Annotated in this window: 19 protein-coding genes; 14 read left to right on the plus strand and 5 right to left on the minus strand. The window is 71.7% G+C overall.

Annotated elements, in window-relative coordinates:
* The first annotated feature begins 8 nt into the window (after nucleotides 1–8).
* From ACFWWR_RS16525 to ACFWWR_RS16555, 7 genes are all read left to right on the plus strand, one after another.
* Complete coding sequence (locus ACFWWR_RS16525) at nucleotides 9–1,247, plus strand: MurT ligase domain-containing protein (RefSeq protein WP_383867020.1); 1,239 nt, start codon at nucleotides 9–11, stop codon at nucleotides 1,245–1,247.
* A gap of 23 nt (nucleotides 1,248–1,270) precedes the next feature.
* A complete protein-coding gene (locus tag ACFWWR_RS16530; RefSeq protein ID WP_383867022.1) occupies nucleotides 1,271–1,999 on the plus strand; it encodes a type 1 glutamine amidotransferase in 729 nt (242 codons plus the stop codon).
* A 221-nt stretch (nucleotides 2,000–2,220) separates the two neighbouring features.
* Nucleotides 2,221–3,246, plus strand: a complete 1,026-nt coding sequence (locus ACFWWR_RS16535) for a 6-phosphofructokinase (RefSeq protein ID WP_383867024.1) — start codon at nucleotides 2,221–2,223, stop codon at nucleotides 3,244–3,246.
* 103 nt (nucleotides 3,247–3,349) lie between these two features.
* Nucleotides 3,350–4,300: a cytochrome c oxidase assembly protein gene (locus ACFWWR_RS16540; RefSeq protein ID WP_383867026.1), complete on the plus strand. Its 951-nt coding sequence runs from the start codon at nucleotides 3,350–3,352 to the stop codon at nucleotides 4,298–4,300.
* 75 nt (nucleotides 4,301–4,375) lie between these two features.
* Entirely contained in the window at nucleotides 4,376–5,833 is a 1,458-nt protein-coding gene (locus ACFWWR_RS16545; RefSeq protein WP_384303901.1) for a DUF6777 domain-containing protein, read from the plus strand.
* Between the two features lie 23 nt (nucleotides 5,834–5,856).
* Entirely contained in the window at nucleotides 5,857–7,902 is a 2,046-nt protein-coding gene (locus ACFWWR_RS16550; RefSeq protein ID WP_384303857.1) for a protein kinase, read from the plus strand.
* Between the two features lie 13 nt (nucleotides 7,903–7,915).
* Nucleotides 7,916–8,086 (plus strand): membrane protein, encoded by a 171-nt coding sequence (locus ACFWWR_RS16555; RefSeq protein WP_030041537.1) that lies wholly within the window; start codon nucleotides 7,916–7,918, stop codon nucleotides 8,084–8,086.
* A gap of 3 nt (nucleotides 8,087–8,089) precedes the next feature.
* On the opposite strand, the gene ACFWWR_RS16560 is transcribed toward ACFWWR_RS16555, so the two are convergent.
* Genes ACFWWR_RS16560 through ACFWWR_RS16575 form a run of 4 tightly spaced genes read right to left on the minus strand, consistent with a single transcriptional unit; the run spans nucleotide 8,090 to nucleotide 12,129 of the window.
* Nucleotides 8,090–9,301, minus strand: a complete 1,212-nt coding sequence (locus ACFWWR_RS16560; protein WP_383867031.1) for a sensor histidine kinase — start codon at nucleotides 9,299–9,301, stop codon at nucleotides 8,090–8,092.
* Entirely contained in the window at nucleotides 9,298–11,022 is a 1,725-nt protein-coding gene (locus ACFWWR_RS16565) for a cation acetate symporter (protein ID WP_383867033.1), read from the minus strand. The genes ACFWWR_RS16560 and ACFWWR_RS16565 overlap by 4 nt, the downstream gene beginning before the upstream one ends.
* Nucleotides 11,019–11,378, minus strand: coding sequence for a hypothetical protein (locus ACFWWR_RS16570; RefSeq protein ID WP_383867035.1), 360 nt, complete (start codon nucleotides 11,376–11,378; stop codon nucleotides 11,019–11,021). Before ACFWWR_RS16570 ends, ACFWWR_RS16565 begins: the two co-directional genes overlap by 4 nt.
* Before the next feature lies 1 nt (nucleotide 11,379).
* Complete coding sequence (locus ACFWWR_RS16575; RefSeq protein ID WP_383867037.1) at nucleotides 11,380–12,129, minus strand: LytR/AlgR family response regulator transcription factor; 750 nt, start codon at nucleotides 12,127–12,129, stop codon at nucleotides 11,380–11,382.
* Nucleotides 12,130–12,207: 78 nt separating this feature from the next.
* Between ACFWWR_RS16575 and ACFWWR_RS16580 the strand changes: the two genes are divergently transcribed.
* The 7 genes from ACFWWR_RS16580 (at nucleotide 12,208) to ACFWWR_RS16610 (ending at nucleotide 20,868) form a co-directional block, all read left to right on the plus strand.
* Nucleotides 12,208–12,723, plus strand: coding sequence for an Lrp/AsnC family transcriptional regulator (locus ACFWWR_RS16580; protein WP_383867039.1), 516 nt, complete (start codon nucleotides 12,208–12,210; stop codon nucleotides 12,721–12,723).
* 124 nt (nucleotides 12,724–12,847) lie between these two features.
* Complete coding sequence (ddaH, locus tag ACFWWR_RS16585; protein ID WP_383867041.1) at nucleotides 12,848–13,669, plus strand: dimethylargininase; 822 nt, start codon at nucleotides 12,848–12,850, stop codon at nucleotides 13,667–13,669.
* On the plus strand, nucleotides 13,666–14,901 hold the full coding sequence (rocD, locus tag ACFWWR_RS16590) for an ornithine--oxo-acid transaminase (RefSeq protein ID WP_383867043.1): 1,236 nt from the start codon (nucleotides 13,666–13,668) through the stop codon (nucleotides 14,899–14,901). Before ddaH ends, rocD begins: the two co-directional genes overlap by 4 nt.
* 147 nt (nucleotides 14,902–15,048) lie before the next feature.
* Nucleotides 15,049–17,514, plus strand: a complete 2,466-nt coding sequence (locus ACFWWR_RS16595) for a SpoIIE family protein phosphatase (RefSeq protein WP_384303860.1) — start codon at nucleotides 15,049–15,051, stop codon at nucleotides 17,512–17,514.
* 78 nt (nucleotides 17,515–17,592) lie between these two features.
* Nucleotides 17,593–18,822, plus strand: a complete 1,230-nt coding sequence (locus ACFWWR_RS16600; protein WP_383867046.1) for a PP2C family protein-serine/threonine phosphatase — start codon at nucleotides 17,593–17,595, stop codon at nucleotides 18,820–18,822.
* Between the two features lie 227 nt (nucleotides 18,823–19,049).
* Nucleotides 19,050–19,775: a lysophospholipid acyltransferase family protein gene (locus ACFWWR_RS16605; protein ID WP_383867048.1), complete on the plus strand. Its 726-nt coding sequence runs from the start codon at nucleotides 19,050–19,052 to the stop codon at nucleotides 19,773–19,775.
* Nucleotides 19,776–19,845: 70 nt separating this feature from the next.
* Nucleotides 19,846–20,868: an NAD-dependent epimerase/dehydratase family protein gene (locus ACFWWR_RS16610; RefSeq protein WP_384303904.1), complete on the plus strand. Its 1,023-nt coding sequence runs from the start codon at nucleotides 19,846–19,848 to the stop codon at nucleotides 20,866–20,868.
* 51 nt (nucleotides 20,869–20,919) lie between these two features.
* Here ACFWWR_RS16610 and ACFWWR_RS16615 read toward each other — a convergent pair whose 3' ends face one another.
* Nucleotides 20,920–22,515 carry an alpha/beta hydrolase gene (locus tag ACFWWR_RS16615; RefSeq protein ID WP_383867050.1) on the minus strand — a complete coding sequence of 532 codons (1,596 nt, stop codon included), beginning with the start codon at nucleotides 22,513–22,515 and terminating at the stop codon, nucleotides 20,920–20,922.
* Between the last annotated feature and the right edge of the window lie 61 nt (nucleotides 22,516–22,576).

Genomic DNA, 22,576 nt, shown 5'->3' on the forward strand with positions numbered 1-22,576 from the left:
GAGAACTGATGGCAGGCAACTCGGACCCGCTCTCGCCGCGGGCCAAGATCGCCGTGACCGCGGGCAAGGCGGTCGCGGCGGCATCGCGCGCCGCGGGGCGCGGCAGCGGTTCGGTGATCGGCGGCCGGGTGGCACTCAAACTCGACCCCGACCTCCTCGCCAGGCTCGCCCAGAACCTGGACGTCGTCCTGGTGTCGGCGACCAACGGCAAGACCACGACCACGCGGTTGATCGCCGAGGCGCTGCGTGCCGCGGGTCCGGTCGTCTCCAACGCGCTCGGCGCCAACATGCCGGCCGGCATCACCTCGGCGCTGGCGGGCAGGTCGGAGGCCCGGTACGGCGTCATCGAGGTCGACGAGAAGTACCTCGCCGGCGTCGCCAGGGACACCGACCCCAAGTGCATCGCCCTGCTCAACCTCTCCCGCGACCAGCTCGACCGCGCCGCCGAGACCCGGATGCTCGCCGAGAACTGGCGGGAAGGGCTGGCCGGTTCCAAGGCCGTCATCGTGGCCAACGCGGACGACCCGCTGATCGTGTGGGCCGCATCCTCCTCCCCCAACGTGGTCTGGGTCGCCGCCGGGCAGATGTGGAAGGACGACGCCTGGTCCTGCCCGTCCTGCGGTGGCGTGATGCAGCGCCCTGGCGACGACTGGTTCTGCGGCGAGTGCGGCTTCCGCCGGCCGACGCCGAGCTGGGCACTCTCCGGTGACCACGTCCTGGACCCGCACGGCTCCGCCTGGCCGATCCACCTCCAGCTGCCGGGCCGCGCCAACAAGGCGAACGCAGCCTCCTCGGCCGCCGTCGCCGCCGTCTTCGGCGTGCCGCCGCAGGTCGCTCTGGAGCGCATGTACCAGGTGCAGGCGGTGGCCGGCCGGTACGACGTGGTGCAGTTCATGGAGCGCGACCTCAGGCTGCTGCTCGCGAAGAACCCCGCCGGCTGGCTCGAAACGTTCAGCCTGATCGATCCGCCGCCGACCCCGGTGATCCTCTCGGTGAACGCGCGCGGCGCCGACGGCACCGACACCTCCTGGCTGTGGGACGTCGACTACACGCGTCTGACCGGCCACCCGATCTGCGTGGTCGGTGACCGCAAGCTGGACCTCGCGGTGCGCCTGGAGGTGGCCAACCAGCACTTCCAGGTGTGCGAGAACCTCGACCAGGCGGTGCAGCTGTCCCCGCCCGGTCGTATCGAGGTCATCGCCAACTACACCGCCTTCCAGGACCTGCGCCGCCGCGTCGGCAACTGAGCCACGGACTTCAGGGGACTTTTGTGAGCGACAACCAACTGCGGATCGTCTGGATCTATCCCGACCTGCTCAGCACGTACGGCGACCAGGGCAACGTCCTCGTCGTGGAACGCCGGGCCCGGCAGCGCGGCCTCGACGTGGCCCGGCTCGACGTGCGCAGCGACCAGCCGATCCCGACCTCCGGCGACATCTACCTGATCGGCGGCGGCGAGGACCGGCCGCAGCGGCTCGCCGCCGAGCGGCTGCGCCGGGACGGCGGTCTGCACCGGGCCGTCGGGAACGGCGCGATCGTCTTCTCGGTGTGCGCCGGCTACCAGATCCTCGGCCACGAGTTCATCAACGACCTCGGCCAGCGCGAGCCCGGCCTCGGCCTGCTCGACGTGGTCTCCACCCGCGGCGAGGGCGACCGGTGCGTCGGCGACGTGCTCGCCGACATCGACCCGCGCCTCGGCATGCCCCCGCTGACCGGCTTCGAGAACCACCAGGGCGTCACCCACCTCGGCCCCACCGCCCGCCCGTTCGCCCAGGTCCGCCTCGGCAACGGCAACGGCACGGGTGACGGCACGGAAGGGGCGTACAACGACACGGTCTTCGGTACGTACATGCACGGACCCGTGCTCGCGCGGAACCCGCTGATCGCGGACCTGCTGCTGAAGCTGGCGCTCGACGTCAACGCGCTGCCGCCGACCGACGACCGGTGGTACGAGGCGCTCCGCAACGAGCGCATCGCGGCCGCGCAGCAGCCGGCGTGACCTGCCTGCCCACATGATCAGCGTGACCGCTTGACCTGCGAGTACACCTTCTCTTAAGCCGCCCTTAAACAGCCCGTCTGACCATGGGTCCGCACAGGTGAGCGGGGTCGTCCAGTAGGCGGACGTACGGTACGGCCCCGCCCCCTCCTCCCGTTAGGGTGGCGGGGATCGAGCCGGACAACGTGGTCCGGATCCGGCCCCAGTCGAGAAGGTTTCGGGCTATGCGCATTGGTGTCCTCACCTCCGGCGGCGACTGCCCCGGCCTGAACGCCGTCATCCGGTCCGTCGTGCACCGCGCCGTCGCCGACCACGGCGACGAGGTCATCGGTTTCCGGGACGGCTGGAAGGGCCTCCTGGAGTGCGACTACCTCAAGCTCGACCTCGACTCGGTGAGCGGCATCCTGGCGCGCGGCGGCACGATCCTCGGTTCCTCCCGGGTCCAGCCCTCCCACCTGCGGGACGGCGTGGAACGGGCCCGGGGCCACGTCGAGGAACTCGGCCTCGACGCCATCATCCCGATCGGCGGCGAGGGCACGCTCAAGGCGGCCCGGCTGATGTCGGACAACGGTCTGCCCATCGTGGGCGTGCCGAAGACCATCGACAACGACATCGCCGTCACGGACGTCACGTTCGGCTTCGACACGGCCGTCGGCGTCGCCACGGAGGCGCTGGACCGGCTGAAGACCACCGCCGAGTCCCACCAGCGGGTACTCGTCGTCGAGGTCATGGGCCGGCACACCGGGTGGATAGCTCTGCACTCCGGCATGGCGGCCGGCGCGCACGCCATCGTCGTACCGGAACGGCCCTTCGACATCGAGGAGTTGGCCGCGAAGGTCGGCGAGCGGTTCGAGGCGGGCAAGCGGTTCGCGATCGTCGTCGCCGCGGAGGGGGCCAAGCCGCGGCCCGGCAGCATGAGCTTCGACGAGGGCGTCAAGGACGTCTACGGACACGAGCGGTTCGCCGGGATCGCGCGGCAGCTGTCGATCGAGTTGGAGCAGCGGCTGGGGAAGGAAGCGCGGCCGGTGATACTCGGGCACGTGCAGCGGGGCGGGACGCCCACCGCGTACGACCGGGTGCTGGCCACCCGGTTCGGGTGGCATGCGGTGGAGGCCGTGCACCGGGGTGAGTTCGGGAAGATGACGGCTCTTCGTGGGACCGACATCGTGATGGTGTCGCTGGCGGAGGCCGTGGAGACGCTGAAGACGGTCCCGGTGGAGCGCTACGACGAGGCCGAGTGCGTTCTCTGATCAGCGGGTGACCGCACTGCCCCCGGTGACAGTGGTCGCCGGGGGCAGTTCTAGTCTGTCTGCGGACAGACATGCACAACCCCCACGAATCAGGAGCCGTTGGATGGATCACAGCGGGCACGGCATGACCATGGATCTGCCGCCGTTCACGCTGGGCCGGGGTCTTCAGTGGTCGGCGGACCCGTTCTTCCTGGTGGCCTGCCTGGCGGGGCTCGCCCTGTACGGCTGGGGGGTCGTGCGGCTGCGGCGGCGTGGGGACGCCTGGCCGGTGGGGCGGACGATCGCCTATGTCGTGGGTGTGCTGTCCATCGGGCTCGTGATGTGCACCCGGCTGAACGACTACGGGATGGTCATGTTCAGCGTGCACATGGTGCAGCACATGGTGATCAGCATGCTGTCGCCGATCCTGTTGCTTCTCGGTGCCCCCGTCACGTTGGCGCTGCGTGCGCTGCCGCCCGCGGCGAGGGGCCGCAAGGGGCCGCGCGAGCTGCTGCTGATGTTCCTGCACAGCCGGTACATGCGGATCATCACGCACCCGGCGTTCACCATCCCGTTGTTCATCGCGAGCCTGTACGCGCTGTACTTCACGCCGATCTTCGACTTCCTGATGGGCTCCAAGACGGGGCACATCGCGATGATGGTGCACTTCCTCGCCGTCGGCTTCGTGTTCTTCTGGCCGATCATGGGCGTGGACCCGGGCCCCAACCGGCCGGGCTACCTGATGCGGATGCTGGAGCTGTTCGCGGGCATGCCGTTCCACGCGTTCTTCGGCATCGCGCTGATGATGGCGTCCGAGCCCATGGTCGAGACGTTCAAGAACCCGCCCGCCTCGCTCGGCATCGACGCGCTCTCCGACCAGAACGCCGCCGGCGGCATCGCGTGGGCCTTCAGCGAGATTCCGTCCGTGCTGGTGCTCGTCGCGCTGCTGTTCCAGTGGTACCGCTCCGAACAGCGACAGGCCAGGCGAACGGACCGGGCCGCCGACCGGGACGGCGACAAGGAACTCGAGGCATACAACGCCTATTTGGCCTCATTGAACGCACGCGGGCGTTGAAAGGCTTCTTCTTCAGTAGCATGAAGCGCGATGGGGGAACCGCCGGGGGGAGCGGTGATGACACTTCGCGCATTTATGCAAGGGGCCGGGAAAAGGATTGCGTGCTTCCTGGTTTTCGTTCTCACACTGAGCGGCTGCGACAGAGAGACGCCCTTGGCCGTGGTGAAGGCGGTCGCCGCGGGCGTGCCCTCACTGGCGCCGTTCTTCGACGAGGACAGCGGGCTGGGCAAGGACGCCCAGGTCCGGTCGCAGGCGGCGCACGGCGGATTGCAGCAGGGGGACACACCCGGTCTGTACGGGGGTTCCAAGCAGCCGACGATCTGTGACGTCGACCGGCTCGAACAGTTCCTGACCGATCCCGCCAACGACCGGAAGGCCGAGGCGTGGGCGCGTGCCATGGAGATCTCGAAGAACGGGATTCCGGGATATCTGGAACGGCTCACACCTGTTCTCTTGCGTCACGACACTCTCGTGAAGAACCACGACTACAAAAAGGGAAAGGCCGTCCCCTACGACTCGCTGCTCCAGGCGGGAATCGCGATTCTGGTGGATCGGCAGGGACAGCCGGCCGTGAAGTGCTCGTGCGGAAATCCGCTGCGACCTTTCGACGGTGACACGAGCCGGATCTCGGTCGAGTTCGAGGACGGCAACAGGAAGTGGCAGGGCTACGAGCGGTCCCAGGTGGTGGCCGTGCGGCCCGCGCCCCGGGCGTTGCAGCGGATCGCCCTCGTCGACGTCGAGGAACCCGAGCGGGGCATCGCCCGGCCGGTCGGCACGACAGGCGAGGACGACTCCACGTTCGACACACGGGAGCGGCGCGCGGTGCCGAAGCTCGCCGGGACGACTTTCGGGCAGGCGAGCCGGCGACTGGCCGACTCGGGCCTGGCGGTCGGGTACGACGGGAAGGGTCTGCCGCCGAACGGTGCAAGGGTCACGGCGTCCGATCCGCCGGCGGGGACCGAGCTGCGGTTCGGGGAATACGTGACGCTGAGCGTGGCCGGGGGCGCGTCCGGCGGAGGCGGGCCCGGGGGCTCGTCGGCGGGCACGTCCGACGCCACGTCGGGTGGGTCGTCCGGTGGGTCGTCCGGTGGGTCGACCACTCCCCCGGCGCCGCCCGGGTCCTCCGGGTCGACCAGCACACCGCCGCCGTCGAGCAGCGGGACCGGGGCGTCGCCCTCGGCGCCGTCGTCCGGTACGTCGTCCGGCTCGGGGTCGCCCGGGTCGAGCCCGCCGTCGAACCCGCCGTCGAGCTCCGCGCCGCCCTCGTCGAGCCCGCCGACCAGCTCGGCTCCGGACACGGCCAACCCGTCCAGCCGGCCGCCCAATTCCGCGCCGCCTTCGACGAGCTCGCCGCCTCCCCCGGCACCTCCGGCCAGTTCACCGCCGCAGGTGACCGGCTCACCCCCGGCCAGTGCCCCGGTCACCAGCAGCGCGCCACCGCCGAGCAGCGCACCCGTCACCAGCGAACCGGCGAACAGCGAACCGGTCACCAGCGCCCCGGCGGGCAGCGGATCCGCCGGTGCGACCGCGTAGCCGCAGAACCCGGGAGTCACCGGATGCCTTCAGGATCACCGACATCGGGAGTGGGCCGGGTCATCGCCGGCCGCTATCTCCTGCTGAACCAGCTCGGCAGCGGCGGCATGGGCCATGTGTGGCTCGCCCACGACCAGAGACTCGCCTGCGAGGTCGCGCTCAAGGAGATCGTGTTCCGCGACCCGGTCGAGGCCGGTCACGAGCGGGAGGCGCGGGTCGCCCGGGCCCGTGCCGAGGCACGGTACGCGGCCGGGTTGCGCGGCCATCCGCACGTGGTGACCGTGCACGACGTGCTGGAGCACGAAGGGCTGCCGTGGATCGTCATGGAGTACGTGGCGGGCGCGGTCGACCTGCGTGAGCTGGTCCGGACGAGGGGACCGCTCGCCCCGGCCGAGTGCGCCCGGGTGGGCCTTGCCGTCCTCGACGCACTGACCGCCGGGCATCGGCGGGGCGTCATGCACCGGGACGTGAAACCGGCGAACATCCTCCTCGCGCCGGACCGCGCCGGGGCACCGTACGGCCGTGTCCTGCTCACCGACTACGGGATCTCCGTGCAGCCGGACGCCGGCGAGACGCGGTACACGCTGGCGTCCGTGCTCGTGGGGACCGCCGGGTACCTGGCGCCGGAGCGGGCCACGGGCGGGGCGCCCACGGCGGCCGCCGACCTGTTCTCGCTGGGCTGCACGCTCTACCACGCCGTCGAGGGCCGGGGGCCCTTCGAGCGGGAGTCGCATCTCGCCGAGGTGACCGCGGTGGTCATGGAGGAACCGCGTCCGGCCGTACGCGCCGGGGCGCTGGGGCCCGTCCTGGCCGCGCTGCTCGTGAAGGAGCCGGGACAGCGGTTGTCGGAGGCGGAGGCGGAGGCGGCGCTGTCGCGGATCGTCACGCCGCAGGCCGAGGCGTACTCCCGGACGCAGACCGACCTGGGGTCGCAGCCGCCCTGGGCGGGTGTGCCCGCGCCACCGACGGAGTCGCACGGGCCGCGGTTCGGGCCGGCGGCCGACTCGCGAGGGTTCGCCTCGCCGACCGCTGATCCCCCCGGGCTCGGGCCGACCCTGGATCCGCACGGGCCGGGTCTCTCTCCAGATCCGCGCGGGTTCGGGCCGACCCCGGACCCTCACGGGCACGGGCCGACCCTGGATCCGCACGGGCACGGGCCGGGACTCTCCCCGGATCCGCACGGGTTCGGGCCGCCCTTCGCGCCCTCGCCGCCGTCCGCGCCCGGCAGGCGGCGGCGGGAGCGCTCGCACGCTCTGCGGGCCGTCCTCGCCTGCGGGCTCGGTATGGTCCTCGCCCTGGGCGGTGTCTGGTACGCGCTGGCGGACCGGACCACCACCCCCGGCGGCGACGGGAGCGGAGCGCCGTACGGGGAGCGCGTCGGGCTGGCGAAGCCGCTGCGGGACGGTGACTGTGTGCTCGCCGACTGGGCGGGCGCGCAGCCCTTCCAGGGCACGCCCCGACTGGCCGTGGACCCGAGCTGTGGGAGCGGGGCGGCACCGGACGGGCAGGTGCTGGCGTTCGTCGCGGCCGCGTCGGCGGACGAGGCGCGGCGGCTGGGGCCAGCCCGGTGCGAGGAGCGGACGCGGGAGGTCCGGGGCCGGCTCGCGGACGTGCGGAGCTTCGCCGTCGTGCCGACCTCGGGTGGTTTCGAGGCCGCCGGGCGGCGCACCGCCTGTCTGGTGCTGGGCGCGCACGGGCCGGTGTACGGGCCGATCGGCCGGCACCGCGAGGTGGGCTCGGCCTTCGCGGACACGGCGACCATGCAGAAGCGGGACTGTCTCGACGTCCGCTCCAACCGGGACGCCCGGCTGGTGTCCTGCGAGGGGGCGCACGACGAGGTGGTGCTCGGGTTCACCCGGTTGGACGCGGACGTCACGCTTCCCGAGGCGCGCACCGAGTCGGACGTGGCATGCGGGCGTGCGGTGCCGCCGGGCGACTACGGCTTCGATCCGTCGGTGTACACGGCGGGCTCCTGGACGAGCGAGGGTCCCTGGAAGAACGGCACACATTTCGTCGTATGCACCGTGCGGCGGCAGAACGGGGGCACCATGGAGGGGGACGAATCATGAGGAGGGTGTTGCGATGCCCGGTTCCACGGACGGCTCGACCAGAACGATGGGGGTGCTCACCGTCGGCGGCCTCGTCGCGGTGACCGCCTACACGGTGGCGCTCGGGAGCAACGGCTGGCTGTGGTTCGGCTGGGTCGTGCTGGGGCTGATCACCCTCGGGATGGTGGCCACTCGCAGCACCTGATTCCTAGCCGCCGCTGAGGCGGCCCGCCGAGTGCACCCCCGGCTGGTACTTCGGCAGCCGGGCGGTGATTTTCATGCCCGCGCCGACGGCGGTCTCGATGACGAGGCCGTGGTCGTCTCCGTAGACCTGGCGGAGGCGGTCGTCGACGTTGGACAGCCCGATGCCGCCCGACGGGCTGACCTCGCCCGCGAGGATGCGGCGCAGCAGGCCGGGGTCCATGCCCGCGCCGTCGTCCTCGATGACGACCAGGGCCTCGGCGCCGGTGTCCTGCGCGGTGATGCTGATGTGGCTCTTGCCGGCAGCCGCCTTGCCCTCCAGGCCGTGCTTGACGGCGTTCTCGACGAGCGGCTGCAGGCAGAGGAAGGGCAGGGCGACCGGCAGCACCTCGGGGGCGATCTGCAGGGTGACGGAGAGGCGGTCGCCGAAGCGTGCGCGGACGAGTGCCAAGTAGTGGTCGATGGCGTGCAGTTCGTCGGCGAGGGTGGTGAAGTCGCCGTGCCTGCGGAACGAGTAGCGGGTGAAGTCGGCGAATTCCAGAAGCAGTTCGCGGGCGCGCTCGGGGTCGGTGCGGACGAACGAAGCGATCACCGCGAGCGAGTTGAAGATGAAGTGCGGGGAGATCTGGGCGCGCAGCGCCTTGATCTCGGCCTCGATGAGGCGGGTGCGGGACTGGTCGAGATCGGCGAGTTCGAGTTGTACGGAGACCCAGCGGGCGACCTCTCCGGCCGCGCGGACGAGGACGGCGGACTCGCGGGGCGCGCAGGCGACGAGGGCTCCGTGGACCCGGTCGTCGACGGTGAGGGGGGCGACGACCGCCCAGCGGACCGGGCAGTCGGGGACGTCGCACTTCAGGCGGAAGGCCTCGCCGCGGCCGGTGTCCAGGGGGCCGGCGAGGAGCTCCATGATCTCGGTGCGATGGTGGTCGCCGACACCGTCCCAGACCAGGACCTGCTCCTGGTCCGTGAGACACAGCGCGTCCGTGCCGAGCAGGGTGCGCAGCCGGCGGGCCGACTTGCGCGCGGTCTCCTCCGTGAGGCCGGCCCGCAGCGGGGGCGCGGCGAGGGAGGCGGTGTGCAGGGTCTGGAAGGTGGCGTGTTCGACGGGAGTGCCGAGTCCGCCGAGGTTCTGCGGGCGTGCGGTGCGCCTGCCGAGCCAGAAGCCGGCCGCCAGGAGAGGCAGGATCGCCACGCACAGCCCGGCGAGGAATCCGCTCATGCCTTCACGTCCTCACGCATTTCCTCCCGCAGTTCCTCCGGCAGATGGAAGCGGGCCAGGATCGCCGCCGTCCCCGCCGGTACGCGCCCGGCCGTGGCCAGGGACATCAGCACCATGGTGAGGAAGCCCAGCGGCACCGACCAGAGGGCGGGCCAGGCGAGCAGGGCGTGCAGCGGGCCGGTGCCCGGGAAGCCCGCCATGGTCGCGGCCACGGCCAGGAACGCGGAGCCGCCCCCCACCAGCATCCCGGCGGCCGCGCCCGGCGGGGTCAGCCGCCGCCACCAGATGCCGAGGACGAGCAGCGGGCAGAAGGACGACGCCGAGACGGCGAAGGCCAGGCCCACCGCGTCGGCGACCGGCAGTCCGCCGACCAGCATGCTCGCCGCGAGCGGCACGGCCATGGCGAGGACCGTGCCGAGTCTGAAGTGCCGTACGCCGCGCGAGGGCAGGACGTCCTGGGTGAGGACGCCCGCCACGGCCATGGTCAGTCCGGAGGCGGTGGACAGGAACGCGGCGAAGGCCCCGCCCGCCACCAGCGCGCCGAGCAGGTCACCGCCGAGGCCGCCGATCATCCGTTCGGGCAACAGCAGGACGGCGGCGTCCGCGTCTCCGGTGATGGTGAGTTCGGGGGCGTAGAGGCGGCCGAGGGCGCCGTAGACGGGCGGCAGCAGGTAGAAGGCGCCGATCAGGCCGAGCACGGCGACCGTGGTGCGGCGGGCGGCGACTCCGTGCGGGCTGGTGTAGAAGCGGACGACGACGTGCGGCAGGCCCATGGTGCCGAGGAAGGTGGCGAGGATCAGGCCGTACGTCGCGTACAGCGGGCGTTCCTCGCGGCTCGCGGCCAGGGAGGTCGACATGCCGCCGTTGCTGCCGCGGTCGGCGGCCGGGACGGTGGCGCCCTCGGCGAAGGTCAGCCGGGTGCCCTGTTCGATGCGGTGGGTGCCGACGGGCAGGTGGAGCCGCTGGTCGTCGTGGGGGCGGCCGTCGACCGTGCCGCTCACCGTGACCGTCAGGGGGGCGTCCAGCTTGAGATCGAGGCTCGTGTCGACGCGGACCACCCGCTGTTCGCGGAAGGTGGCCGGTTCCTCGAAGGCACGCCGGGGGGATCCGTCGCCCTGCCAGGCGAGGACCAGGAAGAGGGCGGGGACGAGCAGGGCGGTGAGTTTGAGCCAGTACTGGAAGGCCTGCACGAAGGTGATGCTGCGCATGCCGCCGGCGGCGACGGTGGCGACGACCACGACCGCGACGATCACTCCTCCGAGCCACTCGGGCGCGCTCGTCAGCACGGTCAACGTGAGTCCCGCGCCTTGGAGTTGGGGCAGCAGGTACAGCCAGCCGACGCCCACGACGAAGGCGCCCGCGAGCCGCCGTACCGCCTGGGAGGCGAGCCGGGCCTCGGCGAAGTCGGGGAGTGTGTAGGCGCCGGAGCGGCGCAGCGGGGCGGCGACGAACAGGAGCAGGACCAGGTATCCGGCGGTGTAGCCGACCGGGTACCAGAGCATGTCCGGGCCCTGGACCAGGACCAGGCCGGCAATGCCGAGGAAGGAGGCGGCGGAGAGGTACTCGCCGCTGATGGCGGCCGCGTTGAGGCGGGGTCCGACGGTGCGGGAGGCGACGTAGAAGTCCGAGGTCGTACGGGATATGCGCAGGCCGAAGGCGCCGACGAGGACGGTCGCCACCACGACGAGGGCGACCGCGGGAACGGCGTAGCTCGAGTTCATCGGTCTTCTACGAGGCGCACGAAGTCCCGTTCGTTGCGCTCGGCGCGCCGCACGTACCAGCGGGCGAGGAGGACCAGGGGGACGTAGAGGCCGAATCCGAGGACCGCCCATTCGAGGCGGCGGGCGTCCGGCATCGCCGCGAAGAGCAGGGGCAGCGGGCCGATCAGCAGACCGAGGAACGCGAACACGGCGAGTCCGGCGCGCAGTTGGGTGCGCATCAGGGAGCGGACGTAGGTGTGACCGAGGGTGGTCTGTTCGTCGATCTCGGTGCGCGGGCGGTAATAGCCGGAGGCCCGGCGAGTGCGCCGGGGCGGGCCGGTGACGACGACTCTGCGGTCGGCGGGGTCCTGGGGCACGTCACGGCCTCCTCATCAGCAGGTCCCGCAGCTCACGGGCGTGGCGGCGGCTGACCTGGAGTTCCTCGATCCCGACCATGACGCTCACCGTGCCCGCGTCCAGCCGCAGTTCACCGACGTGGCGCAGGGCGACCAGGTGGCGGCGGTGGATGCGGACGAAGCCGCGGGAGCGCCAGCGGTCCTCCAGGGTGGACAGCGGGATCCGTACGAGGTGACTGCCCTTGTCGGTGTGCAGCCGGGCGTAGTCGCCCTGCGCCTCGACGTGCGTGATGTCGTCGACGGAGACGAAGCGGGTCACGCCGCCGAGTTCGACGGGTATGTGGTCGGGATCGGGTTCGTGCACGGGGATGCGGGGGCTCAGGTCGCTGCGTTCGGCGGCGCGGCGGACGGCCTCCGCGAGGCGTTCCTTGCGGACGGGCTTGAGCACGTAGTCGACGGCCTTGAGGTCGAAGGCCTGCACGGCGAAGTCCTCGTGGGCGGTGACGAACACGACGAGCGGCGGCTTGGCGAAGCCGGTGAGCAGCCGGGCGAGGTCCAGTCCGTCGAGGCCGGGCATGTTGATGTCGAGGAAGACGACGTCGATGGCCTCCGGCCCGTCGGGTCCGGACTCCAGGGCGCGGTTGATGCGGCGCAGCGCCTCGGTCGCGTCGCCGGCGCCCTCCGCGCTGTCGATGCGGGGATCGGCGTTCAGGAGGTAGAGCAGTTCCTCCAGCGAGGGGCGTTCGTCGTCGACAGCCAGGGCGCGCAGCATGAACCCGGAGTGTAGGAGTTATTCGTACGCCTGCACACGTGGAGGGGTCAGGACCTTTCCGCTGGATACAGTGCCCGCATGAACAGCAGGCCCGCGCCGTTCGACGAGCTCGACCGGAAGATCGTCACCGCGTTGATGGCGAACGCCAGGACCAGCTTCGCCGAGATCGGCGCGGCTGTAGGGCTGTCCGCGACGGCGGTCAAGCGGCGCGTGGACCGGATGCGGGACACCGGCGTGATCACCGGGTTCACGGCGACGGTGAAGCCGTCGGCGCTGGGCTGGCGTACGGAGGCGTACGTCGAGGTGTACTGCGAGGGCGCGGCCCCGCCCCGGCGGCTCGCGGAGGTGATGCGCAACCACCCGGAGATCACCGCGGCGATGACGGTGACCGGCGGGGCGGACGCGTTGCTGCACGTGCGGGCACGGGACGTGGAGCACTTCGAGGAGGTGCTGGAGCGCATCCGCGTCGAGCCGTTCATCCGCAAGACGATCAGCGTGATGGTGCTGTCTCACCTGCTGCCGGAGAGCCCGGAGGCGGGCGCAAGCCAGCCTGCGCCGGAGCATACGCCGGAGCGCGCACAAGACGAGCGTTGAGCGGGCCAAAGACGCAGCATTCCTGCGCGGACACGCAATTCTCGTTTCTTGTCGGCCGTCCAGGTCACTTCCTACCGTGGTGTCAACCCTCAGTCGACACCGCAGGAAGCGGAGGAACCCCTCTGTGACCGATTCCCGTGTGCCGCGCCGGCGGCGCTTCCTCGTCTGCGAACCCAGACACTTCGCCGTGCAGTACGCGATCAACCCCTGGATGCATCCCGACACCCGGGTCGACGTCGATCTGGCCCACGAGCAGTGGCAGGCGCTGATCAGCGCCTACCGCACACACGGCCACGACGTCGACACCCTGGAACCCGTCCCCGGGCTCCCGGACATGGTCTTCGCCGCGAACTCGGCGGTCGTCGTCGACGGCCGCGTCTTCGGCTCCCTCTTCCACGCCCCCGAACGCCGTCCCGAGTCCACGCACTACGACACGTGGTTCAAGACGGCGGGCTACGACGTCCACCGCCCGCAGTCCGTGTGCGAGGGCGAGGGCGACCTGGTGTGGACCGGCCGGTACATGCTGGCCGGCACCGGCTTCCGGACGACGAGGGAGGCGCACCGCGAGGTGCAGGAGTTCTTCGGCCATCCGGTGGTCAGCCTGACGCTCGTGGACCCGTACTTCTACCACCTCGACACGGCGTTGTTCGTCCTCGGCGGCGGGCACGAAGAAAACATCGTGTACTACCCGGAGGCGTTCTCGCGGGGCAGCCGCGAGGTGCTGGCCCGCCTCTATCCGGACGCGGTGCTCGCCACCCGTGACGACGCGATGGCCTTCGGCCTCAACTCCGTGTCCGACGGCCGGAACGTCTTCATCGCGCCCCGGGCCGAGGCGCTCGCCTCCCGCCTCTCCGACCACGGCTATGTCCCCGTCCCCGTCGACCTCTCCGAGTTCCGGAAGGCCGGCGGCGGCATCAAGTGCTGCACCCAGGAGATCCGCTCATGACAGCTCCCACCCGTGTTCCTGTCCGTACGCGTACCTCCGCCGACCTGATCAGCGCCGAGGAGCCGGTCCTCGCGCACAACTACCACCCGCTGCCCGTGGTCGTCGCCCGCGCCGAGGGCACCTGGGTGGAGGACGTCGAGGGCCGCCGCTACCTCGACATGCTGGCCGGCTACTCGGCCCTCAACTTCGGTCACCGCCACCCGGCGCTGGTCGAGGCGGCCCACGCCCAGCTCGACCGCCTCACCCTCACCTCGCGCGCCTTCCACAACGACCGGCTCGCCGAATTCGCCGAACGGCTGGCGGAGTTGACGGGGCTGGACATGGTGCTGCCGATGAACACGGGCGCGGAGGCGGTCGAGAGCGGCATCAAGGTGGCCCGCAAGTGGGCGTACGAGGTGAAGGGCGTCCCGGCCGATCAGGCGACGATCGTGGTCGCCGCGGACAACTTCCACGGCCGTACGACGACGATCGTGTCGTTCTCCACGGACGAGACCGCGAGGGCCGGCTTCGGCCCGTTCACACCCGGTTTCCGTGTCGTCCCGTACAACGACCTGGCCGCGCTGGAGGCGGCCGTCGACGAGACCACGGCGGCGGTGCTGATCGAGCCGATCCAGGGCGAGGCGGGAGTCGTCATCCCCGACGAGGGCTACCTGACCGGCGTACGCGAACTGACCCGTCGCACGGGCTGCCTCTTCGTCGCCGACGAGATCCAGTCGGGGCTCGGTCGCACGGGCCGCACCCTCGCGCTCGATCACGAGGGGGTCGTCCCGGACCTGCTCCTGCTGGGCAAGGCGCTGGGTGGCGGGATCGTGCCGGTGTCGGCGGTGGTGGGCCGCCGGGACGTCCTCGGAGTACTCCGGCCGGGCGAGCACGGTTCGACGTTCGGCGGCAACCCGCTCGCCGCCGCGGTCGGCACGGCGGTGGTGGAGTTGCTGGAGACGGGTGAATTCCAGCGCCGGGCGGCCGAGCTGGGCGAGGTGCTCCGCGACGGCCTCGCCGATCTGGTCGGCCAGGGTGTGGTTGGCTTCCGCTCCCGCGGCCTGTGGGCGGGCGTCGACATCGACCCGGCCATCGGCACCGGCCGCGAGATCGGCCAGGGACTCCTGCGGGAGGGCGTCCTGGCCAAGGACACGCACGGCTCGACGATCCGACTGGCCCCGCCGCTGACGATCACGGAGGCGGAGCTGTTGTCGGCGCTCGGGGCGCTGCGCCGGGTGCTCGGGCGGGACTGAGCCGGGCGGGTGGGTGCGGCCGCCCTCACAGGCGGAGTGCCGCCGCACCCATCCAACTCCTGGCCGCGGCGCGGTGCGGTCCTGTCGTAGCGGGGCAAGATTGAGTCAGGAGGTGGTAGACCACTCTCAGCGACAGAGAGGTCGGCAGTGGGCACATTTGAGGAGTACGAGGTGTCCCGCCGGCGGTTCGACGTGGCGGACGCGGCGCCACTGCTGCTCGACGCGGCGGGAGTGGTGACGAGCTGGAGCGCCGACGCGCAGCGGCTGCTGGCGTACCCGGCCGCCGAGGCGGTCGGCACGAGCCTGGCCGACCTGCTGACCGCCGAGGACGCCGGGCGAGTGCCGCACCTGGTCGAGCAGTGGCGCACGAACGGCGGCTGGGCGGGGCTGCTGTCGGTGCGCCGCGGCGACGGGCGGCCGGTCAGGGTCATGGTCCGGATCGCCTCCGCCGAGGAGTCCCGGGGACCCTCACGGTGGCTGATGCTGATGTCGGAGATGGCCGAGGCCCCCGGCTGGGACATGCGGCGCACCGTGCTGGAGCAGATGGTCGCCAGGTCACCCATCGGCATCGCCGTCGTCGACACCGACCTGCGGTACGTGTGGTCGAACACGGCCCTGGCGCAGTTCGGCGGCGGACCGCCCGAGCGGCGGCTCGGGCTGCGACTGGTGGACATACAGCCGGGACTGGACTCCGACGCCATCGAGGCGCAGATGCGGCACGCGCTGACGACCGGGGAGCCGGTCATCGGATACGAGCACGTCGGCAGCGTGCGCTCCGCGCCGCACCGGGAGACCGCGCACGTCATGTCGTTCACCCGGCTCGACGACGAGCGGGGCCATCCGATGGGCGTGTACTACACCGTCGTCGACATCACCGCGCACCACCGCGCCCGGCAGCGACTGGCCCTCCTCGACCGGGCCGGCGAGTACATCGGCCGCGGCCTGGACCTCGTGCGGACGGCACAGGAGCTGGCCGACGTGGCCGTACCGGCGCTCGCCGACCTGGTCGTCGTGGACCTGCTGGAGTCGGTGCTGCGGGGAGCCGAGCCGGCGCCCGGTCCGCTGGACGGGACGGAACCGGTACGGCTGCGGCGGGCGGGGCGGACGTCGGCCGAAGCGGGCGCGGACGGCGAGGAGGGTGCGGCGCGCGCCACCGCCGTCGGCATCGGCGACCCCGCCGCCTACCCGCCCGACTCCCCCCAGATCCGGTGCCTCGCCACCGGCCTGTCCCGGCGCGAGGAGCGCAGGGAACCGCTCCCCCGGGAGTGGGGTGCGGACAGCCCCGGCGACCCTGGCGGCACGTCGGATCCCGGGCTGCACAGCGTGATGGTCGTGCCCGTCCGGGCGCGGGGCGTCACGCTCGGAGTCACCACGTTCTTCCGGCGTCACCGGCAGGAACCCTTCGAGGAGGAGGACTTGAGCCTGGCCGAGGACCTGGTCTCGCGGGCCGCGGTGTGCGTGGACAACGCGCGGCGCTACACCCGCGAGCGGGACGCGGCACTGGCGCTGCAGCGCAACCTGCTCCCGCACCGCCTGCCCGACCAGGACGCCGTGGAGGTGGCCGCCTGCTACCGGCCGGCGAACGAGCTGACGGGCCTCGGCGGCGACTGGTACGACGTGATCCCGCTCTCCGGCGCCCGGGTGGCCCTCGTCGTGGGCGAGGTGCCCGGTCACGGCATCGAGGCGGCGGCGGCCATGGGACGGCTGCGGACCGCCGTACGGACCCTCGCGGCGCTGGACCTGCCCCCGGACGAGGTGCTGGCCCACCTCGACGACCTGGTGGCGCGCACGGCGCAGGAGGAGAGCGGGACGCCGGGCGCCGGCACCCAGGAGGTGGGCTCCGGGTGTCTGTACGTCGTGCACGACCCGGTGGACGGGCGGTGTTCGATGGCCGCCGCCGGGCATCCCGCGCCCGCGGTCGTCCGGCCCGACGGGACGGTCATGTTCGTCGAGCTGCCGCAGGGGCCGCCGCTGGGCGCGGGCGGCCGGCCGTTCGAGTCGGTCGAGGTGACCCTGCCGGAGGGCAGCACGCTCGCGCTCTACACCGACGGTCTGCTGGCCCGCGGCGAGGAGTGGGCCCTGGAAACGGACCGGGAGCGGCTGCGGCGGGCGCTGGAACGGTCGGCGTCCTCCCTCGACCAGCGCTGCCGAGCCGTCGTGAACGACCTTGTCCCGGCCCGCCCGCTCGACGACGTGGCGCTGCTGATGGCCCGTACCAGGCGTCTCGGCGCCGATCAGGTCGCGTCCTGGGAGCTGCCCGCCGACCCGGCCGTCGTCGCCGACGCCCGCAAGGCGGCCTCACGCCGGCTGACGGACTGGGGCCTGGACGAGCTGGCCTTCACCACGGAACTCGTCGTCAGCGAACTGGTCACCAACGCCATCCGGCACGCCTCGGGTCCCATCCTGCTCAGGTTGATCAAAGACCGGACGTTGATCTGCGAGGCCTTCGACGGCGGTGCCACGGCACCCCACCTGCGCCATCCCCGCACCATGGACGAGGGCGGGCGCGGACTGCTGCTGGTCTCCCAGTTCACCCAGCGATGGGGCACCCGTTTTCTTCCCGAGGGAAAGGTCATCTGGGCGGAGCAGTCGCTCACGGATCCTCCGGCGTGACCACGGATCGCCCGGCAGGGACCGAGGCGGCGCATATCGTGGAAAAGTGGGATGATCCCGGTGGTGAGAGCGGGAACAATGAACGATTCGGCGATCGACTACGCGGCGCTGTTCCAGTCCCTGCCCGGAATGGTGGCCGCGCTCACGCCCGGACTGGTGTACGCGGACGTCAACGAGGAGTTCCTCCGGGTCACCGGCCGCAAGCGCGAGCAGATCGTGGGGCGCCATCTGTTCGAGGTCTTCCCGGACAACCCCAACGACCCCGATGCGACCGGCATGCGCAACCTGGAGGCCTCGCTGCGGCGCGTGCTGGCCACCGGCGAACGCGACGCGATGGCGTTGCAGCGGTACGACGTCGAGGATCCCGAGCGGCCCGGGCACTGGCAGGAGCGGTACTGGAGCCCGTGCAACGCGCCGGTGTTCGGCCCGGGCGGGGAGGTGGTGCTGCTGGTGCACCGGGTGGAGGAGGTCACCGAGCTGATCCGGGCCCGCGGCGACCGGGGCACCGGCCGGTCCCGGGTGCTGGAGGCCGAGCTGTACACGCGCGCCCGCGAGCTGCAGGACCTCAACGAGCGGCTGCGGCGGGCCCACGCCCGCGAGCGCGAAGTGGCCCTGGCCCTGCAGGAGGCGATGCTGCCCGCCCGTCGGCAGGTGGGGGACCACCGGGCCGCCGTCCGATACCGGCCCGCGGTCGGCGCCCTGAACGTGTGCGGCGACTGGTACGACATGGTCGACCTGGTGGGCGGCCACCGCCTCGGCGTGTCCGTGGGCGACGTCGTCGGCCACGGACTGGCGGCGGCGGGGGTCATGGGCCAGCTGCGCAGCGCGCTCAGCGCCACCTCCCGGGTCGCCGAAGGGCCCGCTCAAGCGCTGGACGTCCTCGGGCGGTACGCCCATGTGGTCGACGGCGCCGAATCGGCCACCGTGGCCACCACCTTCATCGACTTCGACCGGCACACGATCACCTACAGCAGCGCCGGCCACCCGCCGCCCGTCCTGGTTCATCCCGACGGCCGGGTGGAGTTCCTCGACCGGGCCACCGATCCCCCGCTGGACGCCCGCCCCGACCCGATCACCAGACCCCAGGCAGGCACCAGCTTCACGGACGGCGCCATCCTCGCCCTGTACACCGACGGTCTGGTGGAGCGGCGCCGCGAGGACATCGACACCGGTCTGGGCCGCCTGGCCGACTCCCTGCGCCGCCACCGGGCCGCAGACCCCGAGACCCTCGCCGACGCCGTTCTGCTGGAGCTGCTGCCACCCGGCGGCGCCACGGACGACACGGCCCTGATCATCGTCCGGCTGTGAGTACGGCTATGGGTGCGGCCGTGCGTACGGCGGTGAGTGCGGCCGGGCGTGCGAGGGTGGCCCGACCGCCGCCGACCCGGCGGTGATCGGCCAAACCCCTGCCCCCGCCCGCCCGCTGCGGTTCCGGCGGCCGCGGCCTGGGCCTACACTGGCACCCCCGCTACGTGCCGGTTGACCTGCTTTAACGCGGCGGTTGAGCCGACCGCCGGAGTGAGGAGCGACCCCCCTTGTTCTACTACCTGCTCAAATACGTGTTCCTGGGGCCGTTGCTGAGACTGGTCTTCCGCCCTCGAATAGAGGGTCTCGAACACGTTCCGGCATCGGGTGCGGCCATCATCGCGGGTAACCACCTTTCTTTCTCGGACCACTTCCTCATGCCCGCAGTGCTGAAGCGGCGCATCACCTTCCTCGCGAAGGCCGAGTACTTCACGGGTCCGGGCATCAGGGGCCGGCTGGTCGCGACCTTCTTCCGCAGCGCCGGTCAGATCCCGGTGGACCGCTCCGGCAAGGAGGCGGGCCAGGCCGCGATCCGCGAAGGGCTGGGCGTCCTGACCAAGGACGAACTGCTCGGCATCTACCCGGAGGGCACCCGCTCCCACGACGGCCGGCTCTACAAGGGCAAGGTCGGCGTCGCCGTGATGGCGCTCAGGGCCCAAGTGCCCGTCATCCCCTGCGCGATGATCGGCACCTTCGAGGCCCAGCCCCCCGGCAAGCTCGTCCCCAACATCCACCCGGTGGTGATCCGCTTCGGCGAGCCCCTCGACTTCTCCCGGTACGCCGGCATGGAGAACGAGAAGGCGATCCTGCGCGCGATCACCGACGAGATCATGTACGCGATCCTCACGCTGTCCGAGCAGGAGTACGTCGACCAGTACGCGGCCGTCGCCAAGGCGGAGGAGGCCGCGGCGCGCTCGGAGAAGGAGCGCAGGTTCCCCCGGCTGCCGCTGAGTTGAGCTCTGCTCTTGGCAGAGCACCTGGCAGCCGTGGCGCGCCGGGTCGTACGGTCGCCGCATGAGACGTGCTGTGGTGGTCGGAGCGACGGGACAGATCGGGCGGGCGGCCGTGGGCGTGCTGGCCCGGGACGGCTGGGAGGTGACGGCCGTCTCGCGCGGCGGCGGCCGGGACGAGGTCTGGCCCGAGGACGTGCGTGCGGTGCGGGCGGACTGTGAGGACGACGCGGCCCTGGCCGCGGCGGTCGGCGACGGCTGTGACGTCCTGGTCGACATGGTGGCCTACGGGCCGGACCACGCACGGCAGTTGATCTCGCTGGGCGATCGCGTGGGCTCGGCCGTGGTGATCTCCAGTGTGTCGGTGTACGAGGACGACAAGGGCCGGAACTTCGACACCCAGCAGGAGCCGGACGGCTTCCCCGAGTACCCGGTGCCGATCACGGAGGACCAGCGGACGGTCCGACCGGGCGACACCTCGTACAGCACCCGCAAGGCGGGCCTGGAGCGCGAACTCCTTTCGGCAGGCGCGCGGTTGCCGACCACGCTGCTGCGCGCCGGGGCGATCCACGGACCGCACTGCCGGACGCCCCGCGAGCTCTACTTCGTCAAGCGCAACCTGGACGGCCGGCCCCGGCGCGTCCTCTCCTACGGCGGCGAGAGCCGGTTCCATCCGGCGAGCGTCCACACCATCGCGGAGCTGATCCGGCTGGCCGCCGCGCGGCCGGGCGCCCGGGTCCTCAACGCCGTGGACCCGGACGCTCCGACGGTCGCGGAGATCGCGCGGGCGATCGACGCCGTCATGGGCGTCGAGAGCGAGAGCGTCCTCGTGGACGGGCCGCCGCCGGCGCCCACGGTGGGTGACACGCCGTGGTCGGTGCCGGTGCCCGTGGTGTGCGACATGTCCGCGGCGGAACGGGAGTTGGGGTACCGCCCGGTCGTGCGGTACGCCGAGTCGCTGCCGGACACGATCGCGTGGATCGAGAGGCACCTCGTGGGGCGGGACTGGCGGGAGGCGTACCCGAAGATGTTCCAGACGTACGGCGACCTCTTCGACTACGCGGCGGAGGACGGGTTTCTCGCCGCGCTGGACGCGTGAAAAAAAGGGGGGCGGCCGTCGGCGACGGCCGCCCCCCTCACTGCGTACCGGTTACGGCTTCGGCGTCGCGTGCGGTCCGCACGTCACGTCGGCGGCGTCCAGCTTGCCGGTGAGCAGGTAGGCGTCGACCCGCTGGTTGATGCACGGGTTGACGAGGCTGGTCACGCCATGGGAGCCCGCGTCCTTCTCGGTGATCAGGCGGGAGCCCTTGAAGCGCTTGTGCAGTTCGAGTGCGCCGCCGTACGGCGTGGCGGCGTCACGCTCGGCCTGCACGATCAGCACGCCCGGCAACCCCTTGCCGGTCTTCACGTTCACCGGCGTCTGCTGCTTGACCGGCCAGGTCGCGCACGGCAGGTTCATCCACGCGTTGGACCAGGTCAGGAACGGGTGGTTCTGGTGCAGCCGCGTGTTGTCCCGGTCCCACTTCTTCCAGCTGGTGGGCCACTTGGCGTCGGTGCACTCCACGGCCGTGTAGACGGCGTTGCCGTTCTCCGAGGCGATGTTGCCCGCGGTGTCCGACAGGTCGGGGGCGGCCGCGTCGACGAGCGCCTGGGTGTCACCGGCGAAGTACTTGCTGAACACGGTGGCGACCGGAATCCACGACGAGTCGTAGTAGGGGGCGCTGGTGAAGAAGCTGAGCAGCTCGGCCGGGCCGACGACTCCGCCGATCGGGCTCTTCTTCGCGGCGGCACGCAACTCCAGCCACTTCGCCTGGACTTCGGCCCGCGTGGCACCGAGGTGGAAGACTGCGTCGTTGGCGGCGACCCAGTCCTGCCAGTCCTTCCAGCGGCCCTCGAAGGCGATGTCCTGGTCGAGGTTGGCCTCGTACCAGATCTTCTCCCGCGACGGGTTGACCACGCTGTCGACGACCATGCGCCGGACATGGCCCGGGAACAGGGTGCCGTAGACCGCGCCGAGGTAGGTGCCGTAGGAGACGCCGAGGAAGTTGAGCTTCTTCTCGCCGAGCGCGGCACGGATGACGTCCAGGTCGCGCGCGGTGTTCGGCGTGGTCATGTGCGGCAGCATCTCGCCGCTGCGCTCGTAGCAGCCCTCGGCGTACTCGCGGGCGAGCTTGCGCTGGGCGAGCTTGTCCGCCTCGGAGTCCGGCACCGGGTCCATCTTGGGCGCCTTCACGAACTCCTGCGGGTCGGCGCAGGAGATGGGCGCCGACTTGCCGACGCCGCGCGGGTCGAAGCCCACGAAGTCGTACGCCTTGGCCGTGTTGGCCCACACCGGCGCCTTGGTGGTGACCCGGCGCGGGAAGCGCAGGCCGGAGCCGCCCGGTCCGCCGGGGTTGTAGATGAGGGCGCCCTGACGCTCCGCCTTGGTGCCGGTGTTGCCGATGCGGTCGACGGCGAGCTTGATCTGCTTGCCGTACGGCTTGGAGTAGTCGAGCGGCACGGTGACATAGCCGCACTGGATCGGCTTCTCCAGGCCCCAGTCGGCCGGGCAGTCCTGCCAGTCGATACCGGCCTTCGCGGCCTTGGCGGCGGCGATCGCGGCACCGCGGGCCTCGCGGTCCTGGCCGTGGCGGGTGGCCGCGCCGGCGGTGGGGGCCGTGACCGCCCCGGCGATCAGGGTCGCCGTGACGAGCACTCCGGCCGTACCGAACGCCGTCGCCCGCCTGGTCGCTCTCTTGTCGCTCAAGTGGAGCCTCCCCGTACGTCGTTGCGAGTGGTACGGGGATCCTCGCGGCTGTGAGCTCCCT

The organism is Streptomyces sp. NPDC058678 (assembly GCF_042714835.1).
Classification (GTDB): Bacteria; Actinomycetota; Actinomycetes; order Streptomycetales; family Streptomycetaceae; genus Streptomyces.